Origin of the sequence: Nocardia sp. NPDC005745, assembly GCF_040630775.1 — a bacterium.
Classification (GTDB): Bacteria; Actinomycetota; Actinomycetes; order Mycobacteriales; family Mycobacteriaceae; genus Nocardia.
In genome coordinates this window covers 91,377-114,393 of sequence record NZ_JBEXYF010000001.1, presented here as the reverse complement: position 1 = coordinate 114,393, position 23,017 = coordinate 91,377, and the positions used below count along the sequence as shown (strand labels likewise).

Below are 23,017 nucleotides of genomic sequence, written 5' to 3'. Positions count from 1 at the left end.
CAGAAGCGATGGGAGAGGACTGGAGCCGCTGGCTCGACGAAGCGCCCGGGGAGGGCGCGGCGCCGAGTCGGCCGGTGCGTTCCAAGGCTCCGGTGGTGCGGTTGCGGCGCGGCAAGGACGACGGCTCCGAGGCGGATCATCCGGCGCAGCGGCCGATCCTGGTGGTCGGGGGGTGCGGTGGTGCGGGCACCACCACGACGGCGTTGGGCTTGGCGGGCGAACTCGGCACGGGCGGTACCCCGACGGTCGCGGTGGACGCCACCACGGCGGGCAGCGATCTCGCGCTGCGCGGCGCGGACGAGCATCTGCACCCGATCAGCCTGCAATCCTGGTTGTACGGACGCGGTGACGACGAACCCGCCCCGCTGAAGGAATGCCTGTCGCGCGCGACGTCGGGCATCGGCCTGCTCTGGCGCGACGCCGCGCCGCTGCGCAGGCGTGCGACCTATCTCACGGTTGCCCGTGCCGTGCGCGACGCCGGATACACCGCTGTCTACGACGGGGGACATCCGATTGCCGCCCGGCAACTGCTTCCCCTGCTCGATGACGCGGATGTGGCTCTGGTGCTTGCCATTCCGGCGCGCACGGATGCGGCCAACCGCCTGCGGGTCGCGCTGGAATGGCTCGACGACCAGTTCGGCGATACCGGGGAAGGGCACGGCGGCGGGGTCGTCGGCGACACGACGATCGTCGTCTCCCACCAGTACCCCGGCGACGACTCCCGGGTAGCCGAACATTTGCGCGAGCACTTGTCCGGCTGGGTCCGCGATATCAAGGAGATTCCCTACGATCCGCACCTGGCCCGGGGCGAGCTCGTGCGGCACGCCTCGCTGGCCGCCGAGACGCGCCGGGCATATGGGCGCTTGCTCGCAGGGGTGGCATCATGACCGCCGCCATGATTTTTCCGCGTCAGCCCGACCCCGCTCCCGCCGGTGTGATCGCCCCGCCGGAGTCCCGCCGTGCCGCCATCTGGGACCGCCCCGTACCGGGTGTCGGCCGTGCGCCGCTGGTCTGGCTGCTGGGTGTGCACGGGGGCGCCGGAGCCAGTACCCTCGCGCATGTGCTTGCGCCCGCGGCGGATTCGGGCCGCCGCTGGCCCGGCGTCTTCGACCGCGAAAGTCCGTTCGTCGTCCTCGTCGCCAGAGAGACCATCGCCGGTCTGTCCCGTGCGCACGACCTTCTGCGCCAACATCTTTCGGGTTTCGCCGGTCCCTCCGACGTGCTCGGCCTGATCACCGTCGCCGCGCGGCCCGGCCGGATGGCTCCCGAGATCCGGCGCTACCGCGACGTGGTCGGCTCCCTGGCCGGACAGGTGTGGCAGGTGCCGTGGTACGAGGAGTGGACGCTGGTCGAACCGGAGCAGCTGCCGGTGTGGTCGCCCGGTGATCCGATGCCATCCAGGAAACGCAAGCTCGATCTGCTGGAGGAAGTCCCGCTCGATGTCCGGGAGCTCGGCGCCGACATCGTGGCGGCCGCTCGGACGGCACTGGAGGAGGCGAGCTACGACCGCCGGTCACCGGATCTCCGCAAGCCGCCCGATGAGTGATCGTCCGCATCGAAACGGCGACAACCACCCACTATTCGAGAAAGGCATCCGATGAGCACGCTCCTCCTCGCCGTGCAGGACACGTACGGCACCGTCCTCGCGCAAGTCGGTAATCCGACGCCGGAGGCGCCGCCGGGCTCGGAGAAGATCCTGCAGCTGGTGCGGTATCTCACCTGGTTCGTGCTGTTGTCCGGAATCTGCGGGATCGTCTACGCGGGTGGCAAGTTCGCCTGGGAGAAGTGGACCGGCGGTGGTCTCGAGTCGCCGAAGATGGTGGCGGGCGCGATGATCGGCGGCGTGGTCGCCACCAGCGCGGGCACCATCATGAACGCCGTCATCGGGACCTGAGGTCGCGATGAGTACCGTGCGCATGCCCGCGGCCGAGTTGCTGGCCTACAAGCAGATGCCCGCCGACGTCCTGGCACCGCTGATGCAGCTGCTGAACTGGCTGCTGTGGTTCGTCCTTCTGGTCTGCCTCGCCTGGATGATCGTGTCCGCGGGGAAGCTGTGGCTGACCTTCCGCAGCGATCTGGCCATGAACGACGCCTCGCACGGCGTGCTGATGAGCCTGCTGGGTGCTGTGGTGGCGAGCACGGCGTCGGGGATCGCCCTGGCGTTCCTGCCCGCGTGAGCCGCCGGAGCGGGACGGGGACGACGCGGGAATGACTTCGACAGTACTGCGGCCGGCGGATTCCGCGGCGTGGCGGCGCGACATCCGCCGCCCCGCGGCCGGCGTCGTGGGCGCCGCGCTGCTGTTCGCGGCGGTCGGCTGCGGCGGTAACGCAGACCCGGCGGGGCCGGACCTCTCGGCCGCACCCACCGATGTGCGGTGGCAGCCGTTCCAAGGCGTGCCGCTGCCGCACACCGGCCAAGGGCCGCGATCGACGGCCGACGGCGCGGCGACCGGCTTCGAGCACTCGCCGCGCGGCGCGGCCATCGCCGCGCTGACCCATTCGGTGCGGCTGGCGGTAGCCGCCGACACACAATGGGCGAAAGTGGCTGCCGGAGAGGTCGTTCCGGGCGCGGCCAAGGACGAGTGGGCGATCAACCGGGTGCAGCTGTCGATCACGGGCCCGGCGGCCCCGGAGTTCGCACCCCGTTTGCTGGGCTACAAGATCACCGGTTACACCGACCGGCACTCCACCGTCGACGTGTACACCGAGTACTCCGACCGATCGAAGGCGGTGCACCACACGGCCGTCGAGTGGTTCGGCGAGGACTGGAGATTACGGCTGCCCGATCCGGATTCGACCGCCAGACCCATCGATCCGATCGACGCAGTACCTACCGACATCGTGAAAGTGGAGGCACCGACGTGAGCGACAGGGAGTCGTACGCGCGCGACCGTGTCTCCTTCGGCATCGTCGCCTCCGCCGCCGTGCTGGCGCTCATCGTGGTGGTCGGCATCTTCGTCTTCGTCAGCCGCGACGAGGAGCAGGCCGGCGGTGCCCCCGCCGTCACCGAGGGTTCCGGCGGCACCGGCTTCGCGAGCCCCGAGGTGGACATCCTCGGCAGGCGCGTGGATATCCCGAACAACCCTGCCGGACAACCACTTCCGCAGGATCCCTCCCGGCAGCGCAAGCCCACCGACCCGGATTGGCTGACCGCGGCGCCGCAGGGCACCGCCGAACCGCACGGCTGGCAGCGGGTATACGGCGCCTCCGTCCCGTTCTCCACCTCCGACGGGCCGACGCGGATCGAGGACGACCTGGCCGTCGGGTACGCGCACACCCCGCAGGGCGCGGTACTGGCCGCGGCGCAGATCACCTACCGGCTCAATGCCCGTCCCGCCGACCGCGACCTGTACGTGCGCCAGGTCCGCGTCTCCGCCCAGCAGATCGCCGCCTACGACAAGGCGCTGGCCGACGACCGCCTGCCCGAGCAGCAGCCGGAGAAGGTGACCCGCTACTTCGTCGCCTCGGACGCGTTCAAAGTGGACGACTACGCCGACGATCTCGCCATCGTCCGGCTGGCCACCAGGGGACCGGTGGTGGACGGCAAACGGCTGTGGGTGGCCACCCGCCTGGTGATGGTGTGGGACGCGGGCGACTGGCGCCTGAAGCCGTCGACCACCAACAACACGCAGATGGAGTATCTCGAGTCGCTGACGGGGTGGACGCAGTGGTGAGCCGGCGCGGTTCCGGCCGGATGCCCTTGGCGCTGATGGGCGCGGGCGCAGTGATCAGCGTCGCGCTGGCAGCTGCCCTGACGGTCACCGCCCTGCGGGACAACGCCTCCGCCGACGAGCGCGGCGCGGCGCCCGGCACGTCCTCGGAAAGCAATCCTGATCCCGGCCCCGCGACCGCGGCATTCGGCAACCCGGAGACCGACCTGTTCGGCCGTCGCGTAGACGTCCCCGTCCGCGCGACCGGTGTCGTCCTGCCACAGTATCCGGATCAGCGGCAGCAACCGGGCACGCCCGGATGGACCGCGGCCGCGCCGACGCCCGCGAACGGCGAGGGCGTGTGGCAGCGCCTGTTCGGTGGTCCGGTCGTACGGTTCTCCGCCTCCGACGGCCCCTCCCGGATCGACGGCTCCGCCGCGTTGGGATTCGCGCACACGCCGCAGGGCGCCGCGCTGGCCGCCGAGCAGATCTACTGGCGAACCAACGCCAATCCCAAGGATCGCGCCCTGCTCACCCGGCTGGTCGACGTGACGCCGCAGTACTTGGCCGAGTACGACCGGCTGGTCTCCGAGGGCAAGGTGTCCGACCGCCTGCCAGACAAGCTGAGGCCCCTGTTGTTCGCTTCGGATGCGTTCCGAATCGAAAGCTATGCAGATGATTTCGCGAAAGTGCAGTTTGCGAGAAAGGCTCGAGAAACAGTTGATGGCCAACCAACATGGGTGGGCATGCGCCTGGCGGTCCGGTGGCGAGACGGAGATTGGAAGCTCACCACGGTGACAGGCGACGAGCGAGTGCAGATCGAGTCCCTGCTGAGCATCGAGGGGTGGACACAATGGTGAGGCGCCTAGTCACGATACTCGCGGTCATCTTCACGGTGATGATCGCGACGCCGACCGTGGCCTACGGCCAGACCTACGGTTTCGACGAGACGTGCAACGAGATTCACGACACGCTCGACAACGTCGGCCTGCCCGGTATTTCCCTCGGCGACGCCGCGTCCGCCGCCTGCAAGGCGGGTAATGCCGCCTCGCATCCCGACCAGGCGGCGACGGCGGTGAAGGACAAGGCCTGGGATTCCACCTTCGGCAAGGTGGTCGATTCGCTGATGAACGGTCTCGGTGAGGCCATCATCCTGGCGTTGACCTTCTGGATGAAGGTGCCCAACGAGGCGGCCAGCGACTCCGGTTCGCTGTTCACCAAGATCAACGACTACACCTATCAAGCGCAGATCCTGCTGTTGATAGCGTCGGTGATCCTCTCCGGGGCGCGATTGGCCGAAGCCAGACGCGGGGCAGCGATGAACGAGGCGGCCGAGTCGTTCCGGATGTTCACCCGCGTCATATTCAGCTCCTGGATGCTCGGCGCGGTGATCGTCGCGGGCACGCAGGCGTCGGACCGCTTCGCGGAGTGGATCATCGACGACTCGACCAACGGCAATGCCAAGGACCTCGCCGAGCTGATGGTGAAAACCAGTAAGCTACAAGCGTTTTCGCCGGGCCTCGTGCTGATCATCGCGATTGTCGGCCTGCTCGGCGCGCTCGCGCAGATCGTGCTCGCGATCGTGCGGCAGGGCCTGCTGGTGATCGCGGCCGGAGTGCTGCCGCTGGCGGCGGCGGCCTCCGGGATGAACATCGGCAAGCAGTCCTATCAGAAGTTGATCGGCTGGATCATCGCCTTCATGCTGTGGAAACCGGTGGCCGCGATCGTCTACATGATCGCGTTCACCACGGCGGGCCACGTCGACTCGCTCACCCCGACGGGCGGCCTGCCCGACGGTGAGCAGGCCCAGCGCATGCTGGTCGCGATCGTGCTGTTGTGCAGCGTGGCGTTCGTGCTGCCCGCGCTCATGCGACTGGCCACTCCGGCCGTCGCGATCGTCGGCAGCGGCGGTTCCGGTTTCACCGCGGCGGGCGGCACCCTGGTCGGTGTGGCGGCCTTGGGCGCCATGGGCACCAAGGCGGTCGGCGTCAAGGGCACCGCGGCTCCCGGTAGGGCCGGTTACGTGAGCGGCAGCGGGACCGGCCCGCGTCCGGGCGGCGCGGGCGGACCGCGCGGCGGCGGCGCACCCCGGCCGACCACCCCGCCGCGTGGCGGCGGCCCACAGGGTGGCGCGGCTCCGCGCGCCTCCGGACCCGCGGGCGCGGCCGGGGTAGCGTCCGGAGCGGCCAGGACGGCGGGCCGGATCGGCGCGGCGCGCGCCGCGAGCGGCGGGCTGAACCGGGCCGACCAAGCCATGGGTGACGTCGCGGGCGACCGCTGGACGAACCGTTCACCCGACCTCGGGAGGAGCACCATTCCGCGATGACACTCACCGACACCTACGAGCGGCGCTCGTACGGGCTCTGGCAGAAGCCGCGCAGCGCGGGCCTTTTCGGCCTGCGCTGGGAGGAAACCGTGCTCGGCTTCGCGGTCGTGATCACTGCGCTGATCACCGCGATGGTCGGCGGCTTCCAGTGGGGTGTGATCGTCGGCGGCATCGGTGTCGTCGTGATGGTCCCGCTGGTGTGGCGGACCGGAGGTCGTTCGGGCTACGAGACGGGATTGATGATGTTCAACTGGATGCGCTCGCGCAGTCGTGGCGAGCACGTGTACCGCGGCGGCCGCTTCTCCCGGATCCCCGGCGGCGTCACCCGCCTGCCCGGACTGCTGGCGCCGTCGAAGTTGTACGAGGGCATCGACGCGGGCGGTTACAGCTTCGGCATGATCCACCTCCCGCAGTTCGCCCAGTACACGGTGGTGCTGCGCGCGTGGCCGCAAGGCCACGAGGCGGTGGACCAGCCGGTGATCGACCGCTGGGTCTCGGCGTGGGGCACCTTCCTCGCCTCGGTGGGCCAGACCAGCGACATCGTCGCCGTGGTGCCGGTCATCGACACCGTGCCGGAGACCGGAAACCGTTTGCTCACCGAGGTTTCCACGATCACCAGGCCGGAGGCGCCGGAGCTGGCCCAGCAGGTGATGTACGAGCTGGCCACCGAACTGCCGCAGGAACGGGTCCAGTTGCTGCCGCGGGTGGCGATCACGTTCAAGGCCACCACCGCCGAGCGCCGCAAGAACCCGGCGGAGGAGGCCGTCGAGATCGGCCGTCGCCTGCCCGGCATCTGCGCCGCGCTCGCGGAAGCCGGTGTCCGCGCCCAGCCGATGTCGGCCGACGAGGTGATCTCCTTCATCCGCCGCAGTTACGACCCCGCTTCGCAGGCCGACCTGGAAGTGGCCGCGGGCGAACCCGAGGGGCACGGCCTGGACTGGGCGGACGCGGGCCCGGTGTCCCATGACGAGAAGTGGGATCACCTGGTGCACGACGGTGGCCGCTCGGTCACCTGGGAGATGGACGCGGCGCCGGAGGGCGCGGTCGACGAGCGGGTGCTGCAGCGGCTGCTCGCGCCGAATCCCGAAGTCCCGCGCAAACGTATCGCGATCGTGTACCGTCCGCACTCAGCCGCCGACGCCGCCGAAATCGTCGACGACGATTTCAAGAACGCGTTGGTGGCCCAACAGAGCGAACGCGGGGTCGTGTCCGCGGCGGCGACGCTGCGGGTGGGCGCGACTCAGCAGGCCCGTGAAGAGCAGGCCAGGGGTCACGGTGTGACCCGCTTCGGGGCGCTGGTGACCATCACCGAGCCCTTGCGCGGTGACCTGCCGCGCATCGAAGCCATCACGCGCGACCTGTCGACCCAGGCGCGCTTGAAGATTCGGCGGTGCTACCGCTACCAGGCGGCGGCCTTCGCGGCCTCCCTCGGGTGCGGAGTGATCCTGCCGGAACACGCGACTATTCCGAAGGCACTGGCGGGGTGAGCGATTCATGGCACGGGACTACGAGCCACCCGTACGGGAACGGGACGAGGACGCACGCCGCAGGCGGCTCGAGCAATCCGGCCGGGACGAGTGGGGACAGCGGCCCGAGCGGCGGCGCCCCGCACGGGATTCGGCGCGGGTGAACGGCGAGGACCGGTCGGGCGTGGACGCGTCCGACCGGCGGGCGGCCGAGCGGCGCGCGCGATCGGGCGCGGGCAGGCCCGACGGCGCGCGCGCCGACCGGGCGCACGCCGAACGGTCTCGCGGCGAGCGGAACTCGCGCATGTCCCGCGACGCGGTCACCGAGCGCATCGCCGCGCGGCCGGATCGCAACGGCGCCAGGAACGGCCGCGTGGCCAGGCCCGCGAAGGTCGACTACACCGCCGACCGCGCCATGGGCGCGCCGAACACGGACAAGGCGGCCCGCCGGGCGAAGGCGAAGGCGGATCGTCGCAAGCAGTCCGGGCCGCCGCTGCTCGATGACGCCACCCGCGCCAAGCTGGAGATGATCGCCCGGGAGGGCAGTGGCCTGCGGGCGGCGTTCGCGCAGTTCCGCGTCCGCACCGACGACATCCGCCGCCGCAACTACGCCGCGCGCGCGGAGCAGACGATCGAGGACGGTTTCGACCGCAGCACAGCGCAACTCACCGACCGTGGTTACGCGGGCGCGGGCGGCGGCCGGATGAACGTGGTCGGCCGCCCGGTCGAGTACCGCGCCACCACCGCTCAGGTCGCCGGCCTGTGGCCCTGGTCGGTCGGCGCGGGCGCGCCGCTGATCGGCACGCCCCTCGGTTCGCATCTGCACACCGGGGCGCCGGTGTGCTTCGACCCGATGAACTGGTTCATGCGCGGCAGTTTCATCACCGCGCCCAGCCTGTTCGTGCTCGGCCTCAACGGTTTCGGCAAATCCTCGCTGGTTCGCCGGATCGTGCTCGGCGGCATCGCGCAAGGGATCACCCCGTTGATCCTCGCCGACGTGAAACCGGACTACCGCAAGATGGTCGAGCTCGTCGGCGGCCAGGTGATCGACCTGGGTTACGGGCACGGCAAGCTCAACCCGCTGGCGGCGGGCGTTCTCGGTGCGGTCGTTCCACGGCTGGAAGAGTTGCCGGCCCTGCAACTGCAGGTGTTGCAGGACCTGCGGGCCCGGCAGGTGACGTTGATCGCGGGCCTGGTCGAACTGGTGCGCGGCGACCGGGTGCGCGACTACGAGGAAACGCTGATCGCCACCGCGCTGCGCATCCTCTACCGGCCCGGTAGCGGATACACGCCGGACAAGCCGCCGATCATGGAGAACCTGCTCGAGGTGATCGTCGGCGGCGGCGAGGAATTGATGCTGGACGCGGGGGCCGACGACCTCGCGGAGTACATGGAAGCGATCAAGGGGCTGCGCCGCTCTCTACGCGCGCTCACCCAGGGGCCGTTCGGCGCCGTCTTCAACGGCCAGACCACCGTGCCGATCGACACCAGCGCGGTCGCGGTGTGCATGGACGTCTCGCACATCCCGACCGGCGACAAGAAGCTCAAGGCCGCCGTCATGCTGGCCTGCTGGGCCGACGGGTTCGCCTCGGTCGAGGCCGCGCACGTGCTCGCCGACGCGAAGCTAGGCCCGCAGCGCTATTTCCAGGTGGTGATGGACGAGCTGTGGCAGGTGCTCGGCCTCGGCGACTTCATGGTCGACCGCGTCGACGAGCTCACCCGATTGCAGCGCGGCATCGCCACCGCGCTGATCATGATCAGCCACACCATCAAGGACCTGCAAGCGCTCGGCTCGGAAGCCGCCATCGCGAAGGCGCTCGGTTTCCTCGAGCGGGCGCGCGCCAAGATCTTCGGCGCGCTTCCCGCCGAGGAGATCAAACGGCTGGACAGCACGGTTCCGTTCACATCGGCCGAGGAGGAGATGGTGACCGGATGGTCCGCACCGCAAGCGCTGACCGGTGAGGCGCTCAAACCGGGACAGCAGCGGCCGTCCCCGCCCGGCACCGGTAAATTCCTGCTGAAGATCGGTGAGGACCGCAGGCCCGGCATCCCGTTCCACATGGAATTCACGCTGTCGGAGAAGGAAAGCGGGATCCACGACACGAACCAGCGCTTCAGCGAGTTCACCGAGTCGACCTCGCGCGGAACGGATTCACCGGGGAGTGCCGCATGATGCCGCACCGGTCCTACCGTCGCGTTTCGCCGGAGGTCCGCCAAGCGGCGGTCGAACAGGTCATCGCCCTGACCGGCAAGCTGCGCAGTGAATCGGAGGCCTGCCGCGTGGTCGCCGAACAGATCGGTGTGCACACCAACTCGGTGCGGAACTGGGTGCGCGCGGCCGAAGGCCCCGGTCTGGAGCGGATGGACGCGACCGCGCTGCGGCGCAAAGTGGCGCTGCTGCAACAGCAATTGGCGGCCGCCGCCGAGATGAACCGCACGTTGGCCGACACGCTCAACGAAGCCCGGCGCCGGACGTGAACCCGGGCTGCGCGCGGCACGATGCCGGAGTGCGGCGATGAGCGGCAAAACGGCGTTGTGGACGGCGCTGGGCGCGGTGCTCGGCCTGATGACCATCGTGCTGGTCATCGTCATGCCCTCCGTGGACGACGCCTGCGAGGGCGGTTCGGTGCTCGGTTCGCAGTCGGCGCTTCCGCCGCTGGGCGGTTATGCGCCGGGCGATCGGCGCGCCGCCGCGACCACCGGTCCCGGTGCGACACAGACCAACTCGGCCGCGACCGCCACGCCCTCGCTCGCCGCGGGGGTAGGCCCGCTGCGCCGCACGTTGCCGATGGCCACCGGCACCTTCACCGTCTCGGACACCTTCGGTGCGCGGGGCGGCGCGCACAAGGGCGTCGACTTGGCCGCGCCGGACGGTACGCCCATCTTCTCGGTCTCCGACGGTCGCGTCGTCGCCGCTGGTCCGGCGTCGGGATTCGGCAACTGGATCGTCGTCGATTCGGTGGACACCAACGGCCGCTCGTACTCGGCGGTCTACGGCCACATGTGGGACTCCGGCGTGCTGGTCCGGCCGGGCGACACGGTGACCGCGGGGCAGCACATCGGCGCGGTCGGCTCGGCGGGTGAATCCAGCGGCCCCCATCTGCATTTCGAGATCGTTCCGGGCGGCCGGTTCACCGGCGGTCGTCAGATCGACCCGTTGCCCTGGCTGGACGGCGCGCCGACCCCGGACGTCGGCGGTGCGCGCGCCTATTCCAGCGATCCACGCTGCAGCCTCGGCTTCGGCACCGTCGGTGGTGCGCTGGCCGCGGGCAAGGTGCCGCAAGAACTGGAGATCTGGTACCGCCGTGCGGGTTCCCTCTGTCCGCAGATCACGCCCTCGCTGCTGGCCGCGCAGGGCAGGCAGGAGTCCGGTTTCCGGCGCGGGGCGACCTCGCCCGCCGGGGCCCAGGGCCTGGCGCAGTTCCTGCCGACCACCGCGGTGAGCGTTGATCCCGACGACGGCAGGCCGTATGTGATCGACGCCGACGGCAACGGCGTGGCCAGTGTGTGGGACGACGGTGACGCGATCATCGGCCAAGGGCGCTACATGTGCGCGATCGCGCACAAGATCCAGCAGTGGCAGGCCGAGGGCAGGGTGCAGGGCGACATCGTCGCCCTGACGCTGGCGGCCTACAACGCGGGCGAGGGCGCGGTCCTGGCGTCCGGCGGCATGCCGAACCAGGTTGCCGCGCATTACGCCGAGACCCAGCCGTATGTGCGCAACATCCTCACGATGGAAGCGCAATACCGAGCGCCGGGTTCGCTCGGCCGGTTCACTCCCGGGCAGGGTTCGGCCGGTGACCAGATCGTCGAGGCCGCGAACGAGTGGCTCGGCACCCCGTACGTCTGGGGCGGTGGCGGGCCCCAGGGGCCGAGCGGCGGGGGACTGGACGGACCGGGGTTGACCGCGGCGGCGGTGTTCGCGGCGTCCTCCGGCGCGGTGACACTGCCGCGCACAGCCGAACAGCAGTGGGAGGCGGGTGCGGAAGTGCCGATGCGGAAAGCGCAGCCGGGCGATCTGGTGTTCAGCTCGTTCGGTCCCCGCGGGCCTGCGCAGGTCGGCATCTACGTCGGCAACGGTCGGATGATCCAGTCCGCACCAGGTGCGAACGCCCGCGCGGCGGGCGGCGTTTCGGAAGTCGCGGTGCCGGGGGACGGACGGGCGAGGAGGGTGCTGTGAGCGGTGACGGGTCCGAACACGCGGCGGCGGGACTGCCGCGACACCCCGCAGTGCGGCTAGCCTGGATGAATAGAGCGAATGCACGCGCGAAACTGGTGGTGATGCTGGTGGTGAGCGTCGCGGTGCTGGGTGCGGCCTGTGGCCGTGCGGACCGCGCGGACACGGGATCCGATGCGGCGCACCCGGCTACGTCCACGCCCCGGTTGCTGGAGGGCGTGCCCGCCCCCGACCCGGTGACGCCCGACGGTGTCGCGGTCGCGGCGCTGCGGGAGATCTACAGCTGGCAGCCCGCTACCGAGACCGAGGGTGCTTCCCTGGGCCGGGCGCGGAAGTTTCTCGGCCCCAGTCTGATTCGTATGCTGGATGCGGCGCCGACCGCGGTGGAGACGCCGAAGTCGACGCTGCAGTGGGCGGATTGGGCGAGGGAGGGGGCACGCGTGGAGGCGTTCACGTTCGCGTCCGGTGAGAAGGCGCCCGCCCTCAGCGACCCGAACGTCCAGCAGTTCAAGATCGGGATCGAGCAGACCGTCGTCTATCCGAACGGACGCAAGGAGCCGCTGCCGCCCGCGACGGTGATCGCCACCGTCGTGCGCACACCCGACGGCTGGCGGCTCGACGCATTCCGCTGACCACCCGCTTTCCGTACCGGACGGCCGACCCAGGAGGCATACATGGCGAAGAAGAAAAAGGTGACGGATCCGGCCGTACCCGGACCCGACGTCAGCCTGCTACTGACCTACGCCGGCTTCGCGATCTTCGGAACCCTCTGGCTCGCGCTGCATCTGGGCAACCTGCTCGCAGGCAGCCCGCAGAAAGTCCCGTTCAATCCGATCGCCATCGCGGCCGATCTGGCGCGGGGCAAGCTGCAATGGCCCGGTGCGGCCACGGCGATCGTGTTGCTGGTGATCCTGAGCGTGGTCGCGTACCTGGTGATTCGCAAGGAGTTGCAGAAGCGCCGGTCCAAGGGCAGGCTGCCGGTGGACGACAAGGCCGACGTGATGGGCAACGGCGGGGCGATCTCGATGCTCACCGAGGCAGGCGTCCGGGAGAAGGCCCAGCAGCTGGGCGTGAGACTCGGCTACGACGACGCTCCCGGGGTCCCGATCGGTGTCGGTGTGGCCGACGGCGTGATGCTCTACGGCTCGTATGAGGATCTGCACCTGGACATCTGGGGTCCGCGCCAGGGCAAGTCGACGTCCCGGGTGATCCCCGCGATCCTCACCGCGATCGGCCCCGTACTGGCCACCTCGAACAAGCGCGACGTGGTGGACGCGACCCGGGATGTCCGTGAGTCGAAGGGAAGTCCTACCTTCGTCTTCGATCCGCAGGGTGTCGCGGGCGAAGAGACGACCTGGTTCTGGGATCCGCTGTCCTGGGTGGATGCCAAGCGCGAAGGGTGCGAGATGCGCGCGGCGCGGTTGGCGGGGCACTTCGCCGACGGCGACGACGGCAGCGACAGCAACCACGACGCGTTCTTCGATCCCGAGGCCGAGGATCTGCTGGCCGGACTGTTCCTCGCCGCCGCGGTCGGCGATCGCAACGGCAGCAGGCCGATCGTGCAGGTGTGGGAGTGGGTGACCAATCCGCAGGACACCGAGCCCATCGAGCTCCTGCGCGCCGCCCGCCATCACTACACGGCCTCGGGCCTGTCCTCGCAGTACAACGCCGATCCACGCACCCGCAGCGGCATCTTCGGCACCGCGAAGAAGATGATCCGGTGCCTGAAATTGTCGAATGTGCACCCGTGGATCACCCGTGGCGGCGATCGCAGGGAGTTCGACGAGCTGGAGTTCCTGGAGAACAACGGCACGCTCTACAGCTTGTCGCTGGAAGGCCGCGGTTCGGCGGCGCCCTTGGTGAGCGCGCTCACCGAGGCGGTGGTCGACGTGGCAATGCGCAAGGCGTCGCAGTCGGCCGGTGGGCGCCTGGCGATTCCGCTGCTCGCGGTGCTCGACGAGGCCGCCAACGTGGTGCGCTGGAAGGACCTGCCCAAGCAGTACAGCCACTTCGGCTCACGCGGCATCGTCGTGATGACGGTGCTGCAATCCTGGGCGCAGGGGGCCCGCTGCTGGGGCGAGAGCGGCATGAACGCCTTGTGGTCGGCGGCGAACATCAAAGTGCTCGGCAGCGGCGTGGACGACACCAAGTTCCTGCAGGAGCGTTCGGACGTGCTCGGCGAATACGACGCGATCTCGCAGTCGGTCTCCGAATCCAAGGGCGGCAAGAGCTATTCGCGCTCGCTGGGCTCGTCCAAGACGTTCTCGGTCAACGCCCTCGCGACGCTGCCGCGTGGCCGGGCCATCCTGTTCCCCTCCGGTGCGCCGCCGGTGCTCATCCGTACGGTGCCTTGGTGGGAGGGTGAGTACGCTGCGGACGTGAAACAGTCCATCTCGCGTCACGATCCGCAGCGCAAGACGGAGATCACCGATCTGATCGGCGCGCCCTCGCTCAGCAAGTCGACGCCGCCGCCGGAATACGGACAAGTCGAGGAGGTTCGGCCGCTGTGACCGAACAGCAGCAACAACCGATGATCTACGCGAGCGTGGTGGAGTTCGTCGAGAACTACCTCAGCCTGGTCTATCGGCGGCAAGTCACCGATCTCAGTGACACGGTGTGGTGCCCCGAGTGGTGGCAGCACGCCGAGGCGGTCGCCCGGCTGGACGCGTTGTGGCGCGCCTGGGAGCACTACCGGCTGGACGGGCGAACCGGATTGAGCGTCTGGTTCCTCGACCACGCGGACCCGCACATGTCGAAGCTGTTCGACCCCAAGGGGCCGTTCAAGTACTGCAGTGTGCGCAACGGCCACAAGGACATGCTCAGCCCGCTGCCCCTGAAGTCGCCGCAGCACGGTATGTTCGGCGATCCTACGGTCGGTGACTTCCGCACGTAAGGGTCTGCGTCCCAGCTGCTCGAGAAGAGACGAACGCCCGCCGGAATCCGGCGGGCGTTCGTTCGTCCGGCTACCTCGTGCGTTCCAGGCCGCGGGATTCCTGTTCCCTCGCCCTGGTGACCGACGGCGCCTCGTCGGGGCGGGAGCGTACGGCCTCACCCGGCGGCTGCGCCTGCCCTACTTCGATCAGCATCCGTACCGCGGCAAGCTCCGGTGCGACACCCATTTTGGCCAGGTGGGCCGCGATCGCCATGCGGCGTTCCTGGGAGTCGTATTGCAAAGCCGGCTTGGCGGCGGCGTTGGCCGCCATCCGGGATGCCTCGGCTTGCGCGGAGAAGCGGTCCTTCTCCAGCGACACGCCCTTGTCCGCGATCGGCTTCTCGATCAGCCGGGCCAGCTCGGTGTTGCGCGGATCCTTGGCCTTCGCGTCGCGCGCCTCACGCAGCTGCAATTCCTTGGCCTCTTTGAGCCGGGCCTCGGTGAGCTTGACGCGCGCTTCGGCTTCCTTCTGACCACGCTCGCGGGTCCGCAAGGCGACGAGCGTCGCAAGCTGCAACATTGTCCTCATCATGGCCGCGGTTTCCCGGCCGATGTCGTCCAGTTCCTCGGACATGGCTGCTCCCCGATGCTGCAGTGATCACTATGGATGATGTGGTGCTTCGTTACGGACGCCGCCACGCGAACTGTAGTCCCGTGCAGCGGGTCCCGCCTGCAAACGTGGACACCCGGAGAACTTGTGGTGCGGCACTTCCTGTCCGGGAATCGCCCGGCCGAGGCCGTACTACGCCGCAAGAACTCCTTGTATCGAGATTACCCGACAAAGGTCGGCACAATCGAACGAGCGTGCCGGTTTATCAGCATATATCGCACATTTCCGGCGTGTCTCCGGGCGCGCCGGATGATCTTCGAACTGAGGGCACCCTAACCGAAGAAAGGTTCGACTATCTCGCGCCGGCCGGATGGGGTGAACATGACCCGGGCCCGCGGCCGGAGAGCGGCGGCGGGCCCGGAGTGCACCCTCAGCGGTCGATACGTACCGACTGGATCGTGACCGGCTGCTTCGGCTTCCCGTCGCCGGGGCCGTTGGAGTCGTCCTGGCCCAGCTCGGCGATCTTGTCGAGCGTGCCGAGGCTGGTGTCGTCCACGGTGCCGAAGATCGTGTACTGCGGCGGGAGCATCGAATCCGCGTACACGATGAAGAACTGACTGCCGTTGGTTCCGGGGCCCGCGTTGGCCATGGCCAGCACGCCGCGCTTGTACGCGATCGGTTCGGAGGTCGCCGCGGGATCGTTCGGGGCGTACTGATCGGTGGGGTACTCGTTGTCGAATTCGTAACCGGGCCCGCCCATTCCGGTGCCGGTGGGATCGCCGCACTGCAGGACCTTCAGGCCCTCGCCCGCCGTCATGCGGTGGCAGCTGGTGCCGTCGAAGTAGTTCTGTGCCGCCAGGCTGACGAAGCTGTTCACCGTGCACGGCGACTCGGCGTTGTTCAGGGTCAGCCCGATCGGGCCCTGGGTGGTCTCCACGCTGACGCTGACCTTCGCGTCGACGCCGGTGGTGGGGATGCCGTCGGCCTTCGGCTTGCCGACCGGCTTGTCCGCGGGCTTGGCGCTGTCGCGGTAGGCGCAGTCGACCGTCGCGGGCTTGGCCTTCGCGGAGGGCGGCGCGGCCGCGGCGGGGGTGCTCGACAGCGAGGCGTCCGCGGCGTCGGAGTTGCTGCTGCTGTCGTCGCCGCGGGTCAAGAAGTACACCCCGGTCACGGCGGCGACCACGAGGACGACACCGAGTACCGATCCGGCGATCGTGAGTTGCTTGCGCTTGCGCGCCCGCTCGGCCCGATTGGCGAGCTGACGTTCCAGCTTGCGTTTCGCCGCTGCTCGTCGCTGTTCGTTGGTCGGCACTACCACGTTCCTCCCGTATCCGGTTACATCGGGATAAGAGTGTGCCATTTCTTTCTGAGACTGCTCCGCAACCTTCCTGAGAGGCGGTTCGGCGAATCGGTTGGACTTGCGGGGGCGTAGTGGTGGAAACTGGAGCATCGTGACCAAGACCAGCAGCTTTTCCGCCCCGAAGGGGGTACCGGACTACGTGCCACCCGGCTCGGCCGAGTTCGTCGCGGTGCGCGACGGCCTGCTCCGCGCCGCCCGACTGGCCGGGTACGGACATATCGAGCTGCCGGTCTTCGAGGACACGGGCCTGTTCGCCCGCGGTGTCGGCGAGTCCACCGACGTGGTCACCAAGGAGATGTACACCTTCCCCGACCGCGGCGATCGCAGCGTCACGCTGCGCCCCGAGGGAACCGCGGGCGTGATGCGCGCGGTCATCGAACACGGCCTCGACCGGGGCCAGCTGCCGGTGAAGCTGTGCTACGCGGGTCCCTTCTTCCGCTACGAGCGCCCGCAAGCCGGCCGGTACCGGCAGTTGCAGCAGGTGGGCATCGAGGCGATCGGCGTCGACGATCCGGCGTTGGACGCCGAGGTCATCGCCATCGCCGATGCCGGATTCCGCGGCCTGGGGCTGGACGGATTCCGGCTCGAGGTCACCTCGCTGGGTGACGAGACCTGCCGCCCGCAGTACCGCGAACTGCTGCAAGAATTCCTCTTCGGGCTCCCGTTGGACGAGGAGACGAAGCGGCGCGCCCAGCTCAACCCGCTGCGCGTGCTGGACGACAAGCGGCCGGAAGTGCGCGCGATGACCGCGGACGCGCCGCTGATGATCGATCACCTGTCGGAGTCGGCCAAGGCGCACTTCGAGCAGGTGCTCGGCCACCTGGAGGCGCTCGGTGTGCCGTATGTGGTGAACCCGCGCATGGTGCGCGGCCTGGACTACTACACCAAGACCACGTTCGAGTTCGTGCACGACGGTCTCGGCGCGCAATCCGGCATCGGCGGCGGCGGTCGCTACGACGGTCTCATGGCCGAGCTCGGCGGCCAGCCGCTGTCCGGTATCGGGTTCGGCCTCGGTGTCGACCGCACCATGCTGGCGCTGGCGGCCGAGGGCAAGTCGGCGGGCAGCCCGGCGCGCTGCGAGGTCTTCGGCGTGCCGCTGGGTGACTCCGCCAAACAGCGGCTGGTGGTGGTGGCCGCGCAGTTGCGGGCGGCGGGCATCCGGGTCGATCTGGCCTACGGCGGGCGCGGTGTGAAGGGCGCGATGAAGGCGGCCGACCGCTCCGGGGCCAGGTTCACCCTCGTGCTCGGTGATCGCGACCTCGCGGAGAACACCGTCGGGCTCAAGGACATGGCGACCGGTGATCAGCGGCAGATTCCGCTGCCCGAGGTGGTCGGCGTGATCCGGGAGTCGCTGGCCGGGTAGCGCGGTGGCCGGTGCTGTCGGGTTCCGCCGCGCGACCGCCGGGCGCGCGATACTGTGCGCCGAACCCGTCGCGGGCGGGGTGCGGGGGCGGTAGCGTGACCGGCGCGCACATCAGCGGCGCCGGAGTCGCGAGAAGGCGGAGTAGTGTCCACGAATTCTGATGACCAGCAGGCGCACGCGCCGGTGGGGCTCGATCTGGTCGCGCCCGAGCTGTACGCGCCGATGCTGCGCCGCCTCGCGCTGGCCGCGTCGGGCATCGGGATCGGCGCGGCGCTGCTGGCCGCGACCGTGGTGAGCTGGCCGATCGCGGCGGCCATCGGCGTCGTCGTGGGCGCGCCCACCGTGGTGTACGCCGTCGCGCTGCGCCGGCGGCGAATGTGGGTGACGGGCACGACGATTCACGCCCGCAGGCTGTTCGGTGAGCGGCAGGTGGAGATGTCGGCGGCCACCGGGGTCGAGGTCTTGGTGTTCCCGGCCCGGTTGAGCCGGATCGCCCTGCGGGTCACCGCCGGGGAGATCTCGCAGGTCGTTCCGCTGGCCATGTACACCGACGCGGGCAGCGGCCGCGAATTGCATCTGCTGGGTTTGCGCAAACTCGCGGACGCGCTCGCCGCCAGTGAATTGGCCGCGGCCGTAGCGGTTTCCGAGATGCTGGTGCACCAGTTGCGAGCCGAGGCACGCGATGCCGGGCTGGAGCAACGGCCGCTGTATCGCGCCGTGCGGCTGGCGCGGGACAAAGACGTGGTATCGCCGATCGTGCTGACCGACACCGAGGTCGCCGCGCTCGCCTGACCTACGTTGCCGGAGAACCGGTGCGGGCGGCACGGGTCACTGTCGCGTAGCTCACCGTGCGCCTTCGGCGGCGGTGAGAGTGGCTAGGGTGGGCTACAGGAATTCGCCGATCGCAAGGAGTTCGCCGTGAGCACCCCCGCTGGGACCGTGACCGTCACCGTGACCGGAGCCGCGGGCCAGATCGCCTACGGCATGCTGTTCCGGATCGCCTCCGGCGCGATGCTCGGCCCGGACACGCGCGTGCGCCTGCGGCTGCTGGAGGTCCCCGCCGCGGTGGCGTCGCTGGAGGGCGTCGCGATGGAACTGGAGGACGGCGCGTTCCCGCTGCTGGATTCCATCGACATCAGCGACGACCCGTGGATCGGCTTCGCCGGCGCGGGCATCGCCCTGCTCGTCGGCGCGCGGCCGCGCACGGCCGGGATGGAACGCTCGGATCTGCTCGCCGCCAACGGCGCGATCTTCACCGAGCAGGGCGCCGCGATCAACGCCAGCGCCGCGGACGACGTGAAGGTGCTCGTGATCGGCAACCCGGCCAACACCAACGCCTTCATCGCCATGAGCAACGCGCCGGACGTGCCCGCCGAGCGTTTCACCGCCATGACCCGGCTGGACCACAACCGCGCCATCGCGCAACTGGCGAGAAAGACCGGTGCGCCCGCCGCGGCTATCGCGCGGGTCGCCATCTGGGGCAATCACTCGGCGACGCAGTACCCGGATGTCGCGCACGCCACCATCGCGGGACGTCCCGCCCTCGATCTGATCGGCGATCCCGCGTGGTTGACCGAGCAGTTCGTGCCCACCGTGCAGCAGCGCGGCACCGCCATCATCCAAGCCCGCGGCGCGTCCTCGGCGGCGAGCGCGGCCAGCGCCGCGATCGACCACATCCACGACTGGGTGCACGGCACGCGGGACGGTGACTGGGTTTCCATGGCCGTTCCCTCGGACGGCTCCTACGGCGTGCCCGAAGGGCTGATCAGCTCGTTCCCGGTCACCTGCGCGAACGGTGAGTACACGATCGTGCCCGATCTGACGATCGACGAACCGGCCCGCCCCCGGATCGACGCCTCGGTCGCCGAGCTCGAGCAGGAGCGCGACGCCGTCATCGACCTCGGTTTCGCCAAGCACACCTGACCGGCTCGCGGACATCCGCCCGGTCGCCCTATCCGACTGTCCAGGTCTCGGGCCCGGTGAGCAGGGACTGGAGCGATTCGGGACCGACCGGTTTCTTCTCGCGCGCGGTCTCGGTCTGGTAGCGCACCCCGTCGTCGTAGGTCGGCCGCGAGACGCTGCGGAAGATGCCGGTGACCACATGCTCGAGTCCTTGATCGGACAACCGCGACAGCGCGTAGGCGTACTCCGGGTCGTCGGCGTAGGCGTCGTGCACCACGATGTCGGACTCCGCGACGCTGTCGGTGCGAGCCACCGTGAGTCCGAAACCCCGTCGTACGACGGCGAATTCGCCCTCGGCTCCGAACCGGATCGGTTCGGCGTGCCGCAACGGGATGAGATGGTCCGCGGCGGTCTCCCTGCGCAGCACGTCGAACGAGCCGTCGTTGAAGATCGGGCAGTCCTGCAGGATCTCCACGAACGACGTGCCGCGGTGCTCGGCGGCGGCGCGCAGTACCTCGGTGAGCCCCGCGCGATCGGAATCGAGCGCGCGAGCGGCGAAGGTCGCTTCCGCTCCCAGCGCCACCGACAAGGTGTTGAACGGGTGGTCCACCGAGCCCATCGGGGTCGACTTGGTGACCTTGCCTTGCTCCGAGGTCGGTGAGTACTGCCCCTTGGTCAAGCCGTAGATCCGGTTGTTGAACAGCAAAATCGTCATGTTCACGTTGCGGCGCAACGCGTGGATGAGGTGGTTGCCGCCGATGGACAGCGCGTCGCCGTCCCCGGTCACCACCCAGACCGACAGGTCGGGCCTGCTGACCGCCAATCCGGTCGCGATGGCGGGCGCACGACCGTGGATGGAGTGGATACCGTAGGCCTCCAAGTAGTACGGGAAGCGGCTCGAGCAGCCGATCCCGGACACGAACATCAGATTCTCCCTGCGCAATCCGAGTTCGGCGAGGAAGCCGCGCACCGTCGCCAGGATCACGTAGTCGCCACAGCCCGGGCACCAGCGCACCTCTTGATCGGAGGTGAACTCCTTCACCTTCTGCGGTCCGTCCGCGGTCGGCACCCCGGACACACCGGTCAGTCCCAGATCGGTACCGACCAGCGAGGTCTCCACGATGGTCATGCGTTACCCCCAGCGATGCGATATGCGGCTGCCTCGCCTGCGCTCGGCCCGGCGCAGGTTTGTGGTCGGACTTCGTCCGGCAGCGCTCGATATGCGGCTGCCTCGCCTGCGCTCGGCCCGGCGCAGGTTTGTGGTCGGACTTCGTCCGGCAGCGCTCGATAAGTGGCCCGCGCCCGTGCGGCGAAGACCTTGTTCTGTTCCATCTCCTCGATCGACCCGTCCAGCGCCGCGTCGATCACCCCGACCAGTTCCTGGGCGGAGAACGCGGTGCCCGCGATCTTCGTCCACGGCCGCACGTCGACCAGGTACTTCGCCCGCAGCAGCGTGGCCAGCTGGCCGCCGTTCATCTCCGGCGCGACCACGAGGCGATAGCGGCGCAGCACGTCACCGAGATCGGCGGGTAACGGATTCAAATGGCGTAGATGCGCTTGGGCCACCGGGACTCCGCGCCGCCGCGCGCGCCGGCACGCCTCGCCGATCGGGCCGTAGGAACTGCCCCAGCCGATCAGCAGCAGCTCGGCGGTGCCGTCCGGATCGTCGACCGCGACTTCGGGGACGGCGATGCCGTCGATCTTCGCTTGGCGCAGGCGGACCATGAGTTCGTGGTTGGCCGGATCGTAGGAGATGTTGCCGCTGCCGTCGGCCTTCTCGAGACCGCCGATGCGGTGGGCGCGGCCCTTCGTGCCGGGGACGGCCAGCGGTCGGGCGAGCGTGTCGGCATCGCGCGCGTACGGCTGGAACGGGTCGGCGTCGTCACCGTCCGGTTCGAATCCCGGGTCGATCGGCTCCAGCTCCGTCACTTGCGGAATGGACCACGGTTCGGAGCCGTTGGCGATCGCGCCGTCGGACAGCAGCAGCACCGGGGTGCGGTAGGTCAGGGCGATCCGCGCGGCCTCCACCGCGGTGGCGAAGCAGTCCGCCGGGGAACGCGGCGCGAGCACCGCTACCGGTGATTCGCCGTTGCGGCCGTAGAGCGCCTGCAACAGGTCGGCCTGTTCGGTCTTGGTCGGCAGTCCGGTCGACGGTCCGCCGCGCTGCACATCGATCACGATCAGCGGCAGCTCCGTCATCACCGCCAGGCCGATGGTCTCGCTCTTGAGCGCGAGTCCGGGGCCGGAAGTGCTGGTGACACCGAGGGCGCCCCCGAGCGAAGCGCCCAGCGCGGCACCGATTCCGGCGATCTCGTCCTCGGCCTGGAAGGTGGTGACGTCGAAGTTCTTGTGCTTGCTCAGCTCGTGCAGGATGTCCGAGGCGGGCGTGATGGGGTAGGTGCCCAGGAACACCGGCAGCTTCGTGAGCCGGCCCGCGGTGATCAGGCCGTAGGCGAGCGCGGTGTTGCCGGTGATCTGGCGGTAGGTGCCCGGCGGCAGTTTCGCGGGCGCGATCTCGTAGGTGGTGGCGAAGCTCTCGGTGGTCTCGCCGTAGTTCCAGCCCGCCCGGAACGCCAGGATATTGGCCTCGGCGATGTCCGGCTTGGTGGCGAACTTCTCCCGCATGAACTGCTCGGTGCCGCCGATCGGGCGCCCGTACATCCAGGACAGCAGGCCGAGGGCGAACATGTTCTTCGCACGCTGGGCGTCTTTTTTGCCGACCCCGGTCGATTCGGTCGCGCCCAGCGTGAGCGAGGTCATCGGGACGCGGTGGACCACGAAGTCCGACAGCGTCTCGTCGGACAGCGGATCGGCGGCGTAGCCGACCTTGGCGAGGGCCCGTTTGGTGAACTCGTCGGTGTTCACGATGACGGTGGCGCCGCGCGGGAGATCCTCCAGGTTCGCCTTGAGCGCGGCGGGGTTCATCGCGACCAGCACGTCGGGCTGGTCACCCGCGGTGAGGATGTCGTAGTCGGCGATCTGGATCTGGAAGGAAGAGACGCCCGGCAGGGTGCCCTGCGGCGCCCGGATCTCGGCGGGGAAGCTGGGCTGGGTGGCCAGGTCGTTGCCGAACGCGGCGGCCTCGTGGGTGAAGCGATCGCCGGTCAGCTGCATTCCGTCGCCGGAGTCCCCGGCGAACCGAATGACGACCTTTTCCAACTTCGCTGTGCCGACATCGTTTTGGTGTGAAACCATATGCCTGCTTCACTTCCTCGTCGCTGAGAGGTGCCATCGCCAAACTACTCCGTCGAGTGCGGTGCGCGCCCCCGAAGCGTGCGGACCGGCGAGATC

At 69.4% G+C, this 23,017-nt stretch carries 21 protein-coding genes and 1 pseudogene; 18 read left to right on the top strand and 4 right to left on the bottom strand.

The features are described from left to right. The first annotated feature begins 8 nt into the window (after positions 1-8). The 15 genes from ABZ420_RS00575 (at position 9) to ABZ420_RS00505 (ending at position 14,512) form a co-directional block, all read left to right on the top strand. Positions 9-887 (top strand): hypothetical protein, encoded by an 879-nt coding sequence (locus tag ABZ420_RS00575; protein WP_040867667.1) that lies wholly within the window; start codon positions 9-11, stop codon positions 885-887. Then, positions 884-1,546 (top strand): DUF6668 family protein, encoded by a 663-nt coding sequence (locus tag ABZ420_RS00570; RefSeq protein ID WP_357115641.1) that lies wholly within the window; start codon positions 884-886, stop codon positions 1,544-1,546. The genes ABZ420_RS00575 and ABZ420_RS00570 overlap by 4 nt, the downstream gene beginning before the upstream one ends. A 51-nt stretch (positions 1,547-1,597) precedes the next feature. Next, on the top strand, positions 1,598-1,894 hold the full coding sequence (locus tag ABZ420_RS00565) for a hypothetical protein (protein ID WP_039799032.1): 297 nt from the start codon (positions 1,598-1,600) through the stop codon (positions 1,892-1,894). A 7-nt stretch (positions 1,895-1,901) separates the two neighbouring features. Next, the gene (locus tag ABZ420_RS00560; RefSeq protein ID WP_040867663.1) at positions 1,902-2,177 is read left to right on the top strand and encodes a hypothetical protein; all 276 of its coding nucleotides are present in this window, start codon (positions 1,902-1,904) and stop codon (positions 2,175-2,177) included. Positions 2,178-2,208: 31 nt separating this feature from the next. Then, entirely contained in the window at positions 2,209-2,865 is a 657-nt protein-coding gene (locus ABZ420_RS00555) for a hypothetical protein (RefSeq protein ID WP_245660150.1), read from the top strand. Continuing rightward, positions 2,862-3,674 (top strand): hypothetical protein, encoded by an 813-nt coding sequence (locus tag ABZ420_RS00550; RefSeq protein WP_062977460.1) that lies wholly within the window; start codon positions 2,862-2,864, stop codon positions 3,672-3,674. The genes ABZ420_RS00555 and ABZ420_RS00550 overlap by 4 nt, the downstream gene beginning before the upstream one ends. After that, positions 3,668-4,510 (top strand): hypothetical protein, encoded by an 843-nt coding sequence (locus ABZ420_RS00545; RefSeq protein ID WP_357115636.1) that lies wholly within the window; start codon positions 3,668-3,670, stop codon positions 4,508-4,510. Before ABZ420_RS00550 ends, ABZ420_RS00545 begins: the two co-directional genes overlap by 7 nt. Then, complete coding sequence (locus ABZ420_RS00540) at positions 4,504-5,976, top strand: hypothetical protein (RefSeq protein ID WP_357115633.1); 1,473 nt, start codon at positions 4,504-4,506, stop codon at positions 5,974-5,976. Before ABZ420_RS00545 ends, ABZ420_RS00540 begins: the two co-directional genes overlap by 7 nt. Continuing rightward, positions 5,973-7,463: an SCO6880 family protein gene (locus ABZ420_RS00535; protein ID WP_062973526.1), complete on the top strand. Its 1,491-nt coding sequence runs from the start codon at positions 5,973-5,975 to the stop codon at positions 7,461-7,463. Before ABZ420_RS00540 ends, ABZ420_RS00535 begins: the two co-directional genes overlap by 4 nt. A gap of 7 nt (positions 7,464-7,470) precedes the next feature. After that, positions 7,471-9,615, top strand: coding sequence for a hypothetical protein (locus ABZ420_RS00530; protein ID WP_357115630.1), 2,145 nt, complete (start codon positions 7,471-7,473; stop codon positions 9,613-9,615). Beyond that, complete coding sequence (locus ABZ420_RS00525; RefSeq protein ID WP_040867646.1) at positions 9,612-9,920, top strand: transposase; 309 nt, start codon at positions 9,612-9,614, stop codon at positions 9,918-9,920. Before ABZ420_RS00530 ends, ABZ420_RS00525 begins: the two co-directional genes overlap by 4 nt. A 37-nt stretch (positions 9,921-9,957) precedes the next feature. Then, positions 9,958-11,622 carry a peptidoglycan DD-metalloendopeptidase family protein gene (locus tag ABZ420_RS00520; protein WP_357115627.1) on the top strand — a complete coding sequence of 555 codons (1,665 nt, stop codon included), beginning with the start codon at positions 9,958-9,960 and terminating at the stop codon, positions 11,620-11,622. A 65-nt stretch (positions 11,623-11,687) separates the two neighbouring features. Further along, positions 11,688-12,251, top strand: coding sequence for a hypothetical protein (locus ABZ420_RS00515; RefSeq protein ID WP_357115624.1), 564 nt, complete (start codon positions 11,688-11,690; stop codon positions 12,249-12,251). A 42-nt stretch (positions 12,252-12,293) separates the two neighbouring features. Next, on the top strand, positions 12,294-14,129 hold the full coding sequence (locus ABZ420_RS00510) for a TraM recognition domain-containing protein (protein WP_357115621.1): 1,836 nt from the start codon (positions 12,294-12,296) through the stop codon (positions 14,127-14,129). Beyond that, a complete protein-coding gene (locus ABZ420_RS00505; protein ID WP_236565231.1) occupies positions 14,126-14,512 on the top strand; it encodes a DUF4913 domain-containing protein in 387 nt (128 codons plus the stop codon). The genes ABZ420_RS00510 and ABZ420_RS00505 overlap by 4 nt, the downstream gene beginning before the upstream one ends. Positions 14,513-14,582: 70 nt before the next feature. On the opposite strand, the gene ABZ420_RS00500 is transcribed toward ABZ420_RS00505, so the two are convergent. Together ABZ420_RS00500 and ABZ420_RS00495 are read right to left on the bottom strand one after the other, a co-directional pair. Continuing rightward, positions 14,583-15,125: a hypothetical protein gene (locus ABZ420_RS00500; protein ID WP_040867639.1), complete on the bottom strand. Its 543-nt coding sequence runs from the start codon at positions 15,123-15,125 to the stop codon at positions 14,583-14,585. Between the two features lie 406 nt (positions 15,126-15,531). Further along, positions 15,532-16,413: a peptidylprolyl isomerase gene (locus ABZ420_RS00495; protein WP_357115616.1), complete on the bottom strand. Its 882-nt coding sequence runs from the start codon at positions 16,411-16,413 to the stop codon at positions 15,532-15,534. Positions 16,414-16,552: 139 nt separating this feature from the next. On the opposite strand from ABZ420_RS00495, the gene hisS reads away from it, so the two are divergent. The 3 genes from hisS (at position 16,553) to ABZ420_RS00480 (ending at position 19,747) form a co-directional block, all read left to right on the top strand. Continuing rightward, positions 16,553-17,824 carry a histidine--tRNA ligase gene (gene hisS / locus ABZ420_RS00490; protein WP_357115613.1) on the top strand — a complete coding sequence of 424 codons (1,272 nt, stop codon included), beginning with the start codon at positions 16,553-16,555 and terminating at the stop codon, positions 17,822-17,824. Between the two features lie 144 nt (positions 17,825-17,968). After that, entirely contained in the window at positions 17,969-18,616 is a 648-nt protein-coding gene (locus ABZ420_RS00485) for a hypothetical protein (RefSeq protein ID WP_357115611.1), read from the top strand. Positions 18,617-18,742: 126 nt separating this feature from the next. Continuing rightward, complete coding sequence (locus ABZ420_RS00480) at positions 18,743-19,747, top strand: malate dehydrogenase (protein WP_357115609.1); 1,005 nt, start codon at positions 18,743-18,745, stop codon at positions 19,745-19,747. A gap of 28 nt (positions 19,748-19,775) precedes the next feature. Here ABZ420_RS00480 and ABZ420_RS00475 read toward each other — a convergent pair whose 3' ends face one another. Together ABZ420_RS00475 and ABZ420_RS00470 are read right to left on the bottom strand one after the other, a co-directional pair. Further along, positions 19,776-20,855 carry a 2-oxoacid:ferredoxin oxidoreductase subunit beta gene (locus tag ABZ420_RS00475; protein ID WP_357115607.1) on the bottom strand — a complete coding sequence of 360 codons (1,080 nt, stop codon included), beginning with the start codon at positions 20,853-20,855 and terminating at the stop codon, positions 19,776-19,778. Between the two features lie 152 nt (positions 20,856-21,007). Beyond that, positions 21,008-22,921, bottom strand: a pseudogene (locus ABZ420_RS00470) (2-oxoacid:acceptor oxidoreductase subunit alpha); the annotation flags it as partial. Between the last annotated feature and the right edge of the window lie 96 nt (positions 22,922-23,017).

Coding starts and splice junctions, on each gene's coding strand:
- ABZ420_RS00575 (WP_040867667.1), top strand. CDS start 9: ATGGGAGAGGACTGGAGCCGCTGGCTCGACGAAGCGCCCGGGGAGGGC.
- ABZ420_RS00570 (WP_357115641.1), top strand. CDS start 884: ATGACCGCCGCCATGATTTTTCCGCGTCAGCCCGACCCCGCTCCCGCC.
- ABZ420_RS00565 (WP_039799032.1), top strand. CDS start 1,598: ATGAGCACGCTCCTCCTCGCCGTGCAGGACACGTACGGCACCGTCCTC.
- ABZ420_RS00560 (WP_040867663.1), top strand. CDS start 1,902: ATGAGTACCGTGCGCATGCCCGCGGCCGAGTTGCTGGCCTACAAGCAG.
- ABZ420_RS00555 (WP_245660150.1), top strand. CDS start 2,209: ATGACTTCGACAGTACTGCGGCCGGCGGATTCCGCGGCGTGGCGGCGC.
- ABZ420_RS00540 (WP_357115633.1), top strand. CDS start 4,504: ATGGTGAGGCGCCTAGTCACGATACTCGCGGTCATCTTCACGGTGATG.
- ABZ420_RS00535 (WP_062973526.1), top strand. CDS start 5,973: ATGACACTCACCGACACCTACGAGCGGCGCTCGTACGGGCTCTGGCAG.
- ABZ420_RS00530 (WP_357115630.1), top strand. CDS start 7,471: ATGGCACGGGACTACGAGCCACCCGTACGGGAACGGGACGAGGACGCA.
- ABZ420_RS00525 (WP_040867646.1), top strand. CDS start 9,612: ATGATGCCGCACCGGTCCTACCGTCGCGTTTCGCCGGAGGTCCGCCAA.
- ABZ420_RS00520 (WP_357115627.1), top strand. CDS start 9,958: ATGAGCGGCAAAACGGCGTTGTGGACGGCGCTGGGCGCGGTGCTCGGC.
- ABZ420_RS00515 (WP_357115624.1), top strand. CDS start 11,688: ATGAATAGAGCGAATGCACGCGCGAAACTGGTGGTGATGCTGGTGGTG.
- ABZ420_RS00510 (WP_357115621.1), top strand. CDS start 12,294: ATGGCGAAGAAGAAAAAGGTGACGGATCCGGCCGTACCCGGACCCGAC.
- ABZ420_RS00500 (WP_040867639.1), bottom strand. CDS start 15,125: ATGTCCGAGGAACTGGACGACATCGGCCGGGAAACCGCGGCCATGATG.
- ABZ420_RS00475 (WP_357115607.1), bottom strand. CDS start 20,855: ATGACCATCGTGGAGACCTCGCTGGTCGGTACCGATCTGGGACTGACC.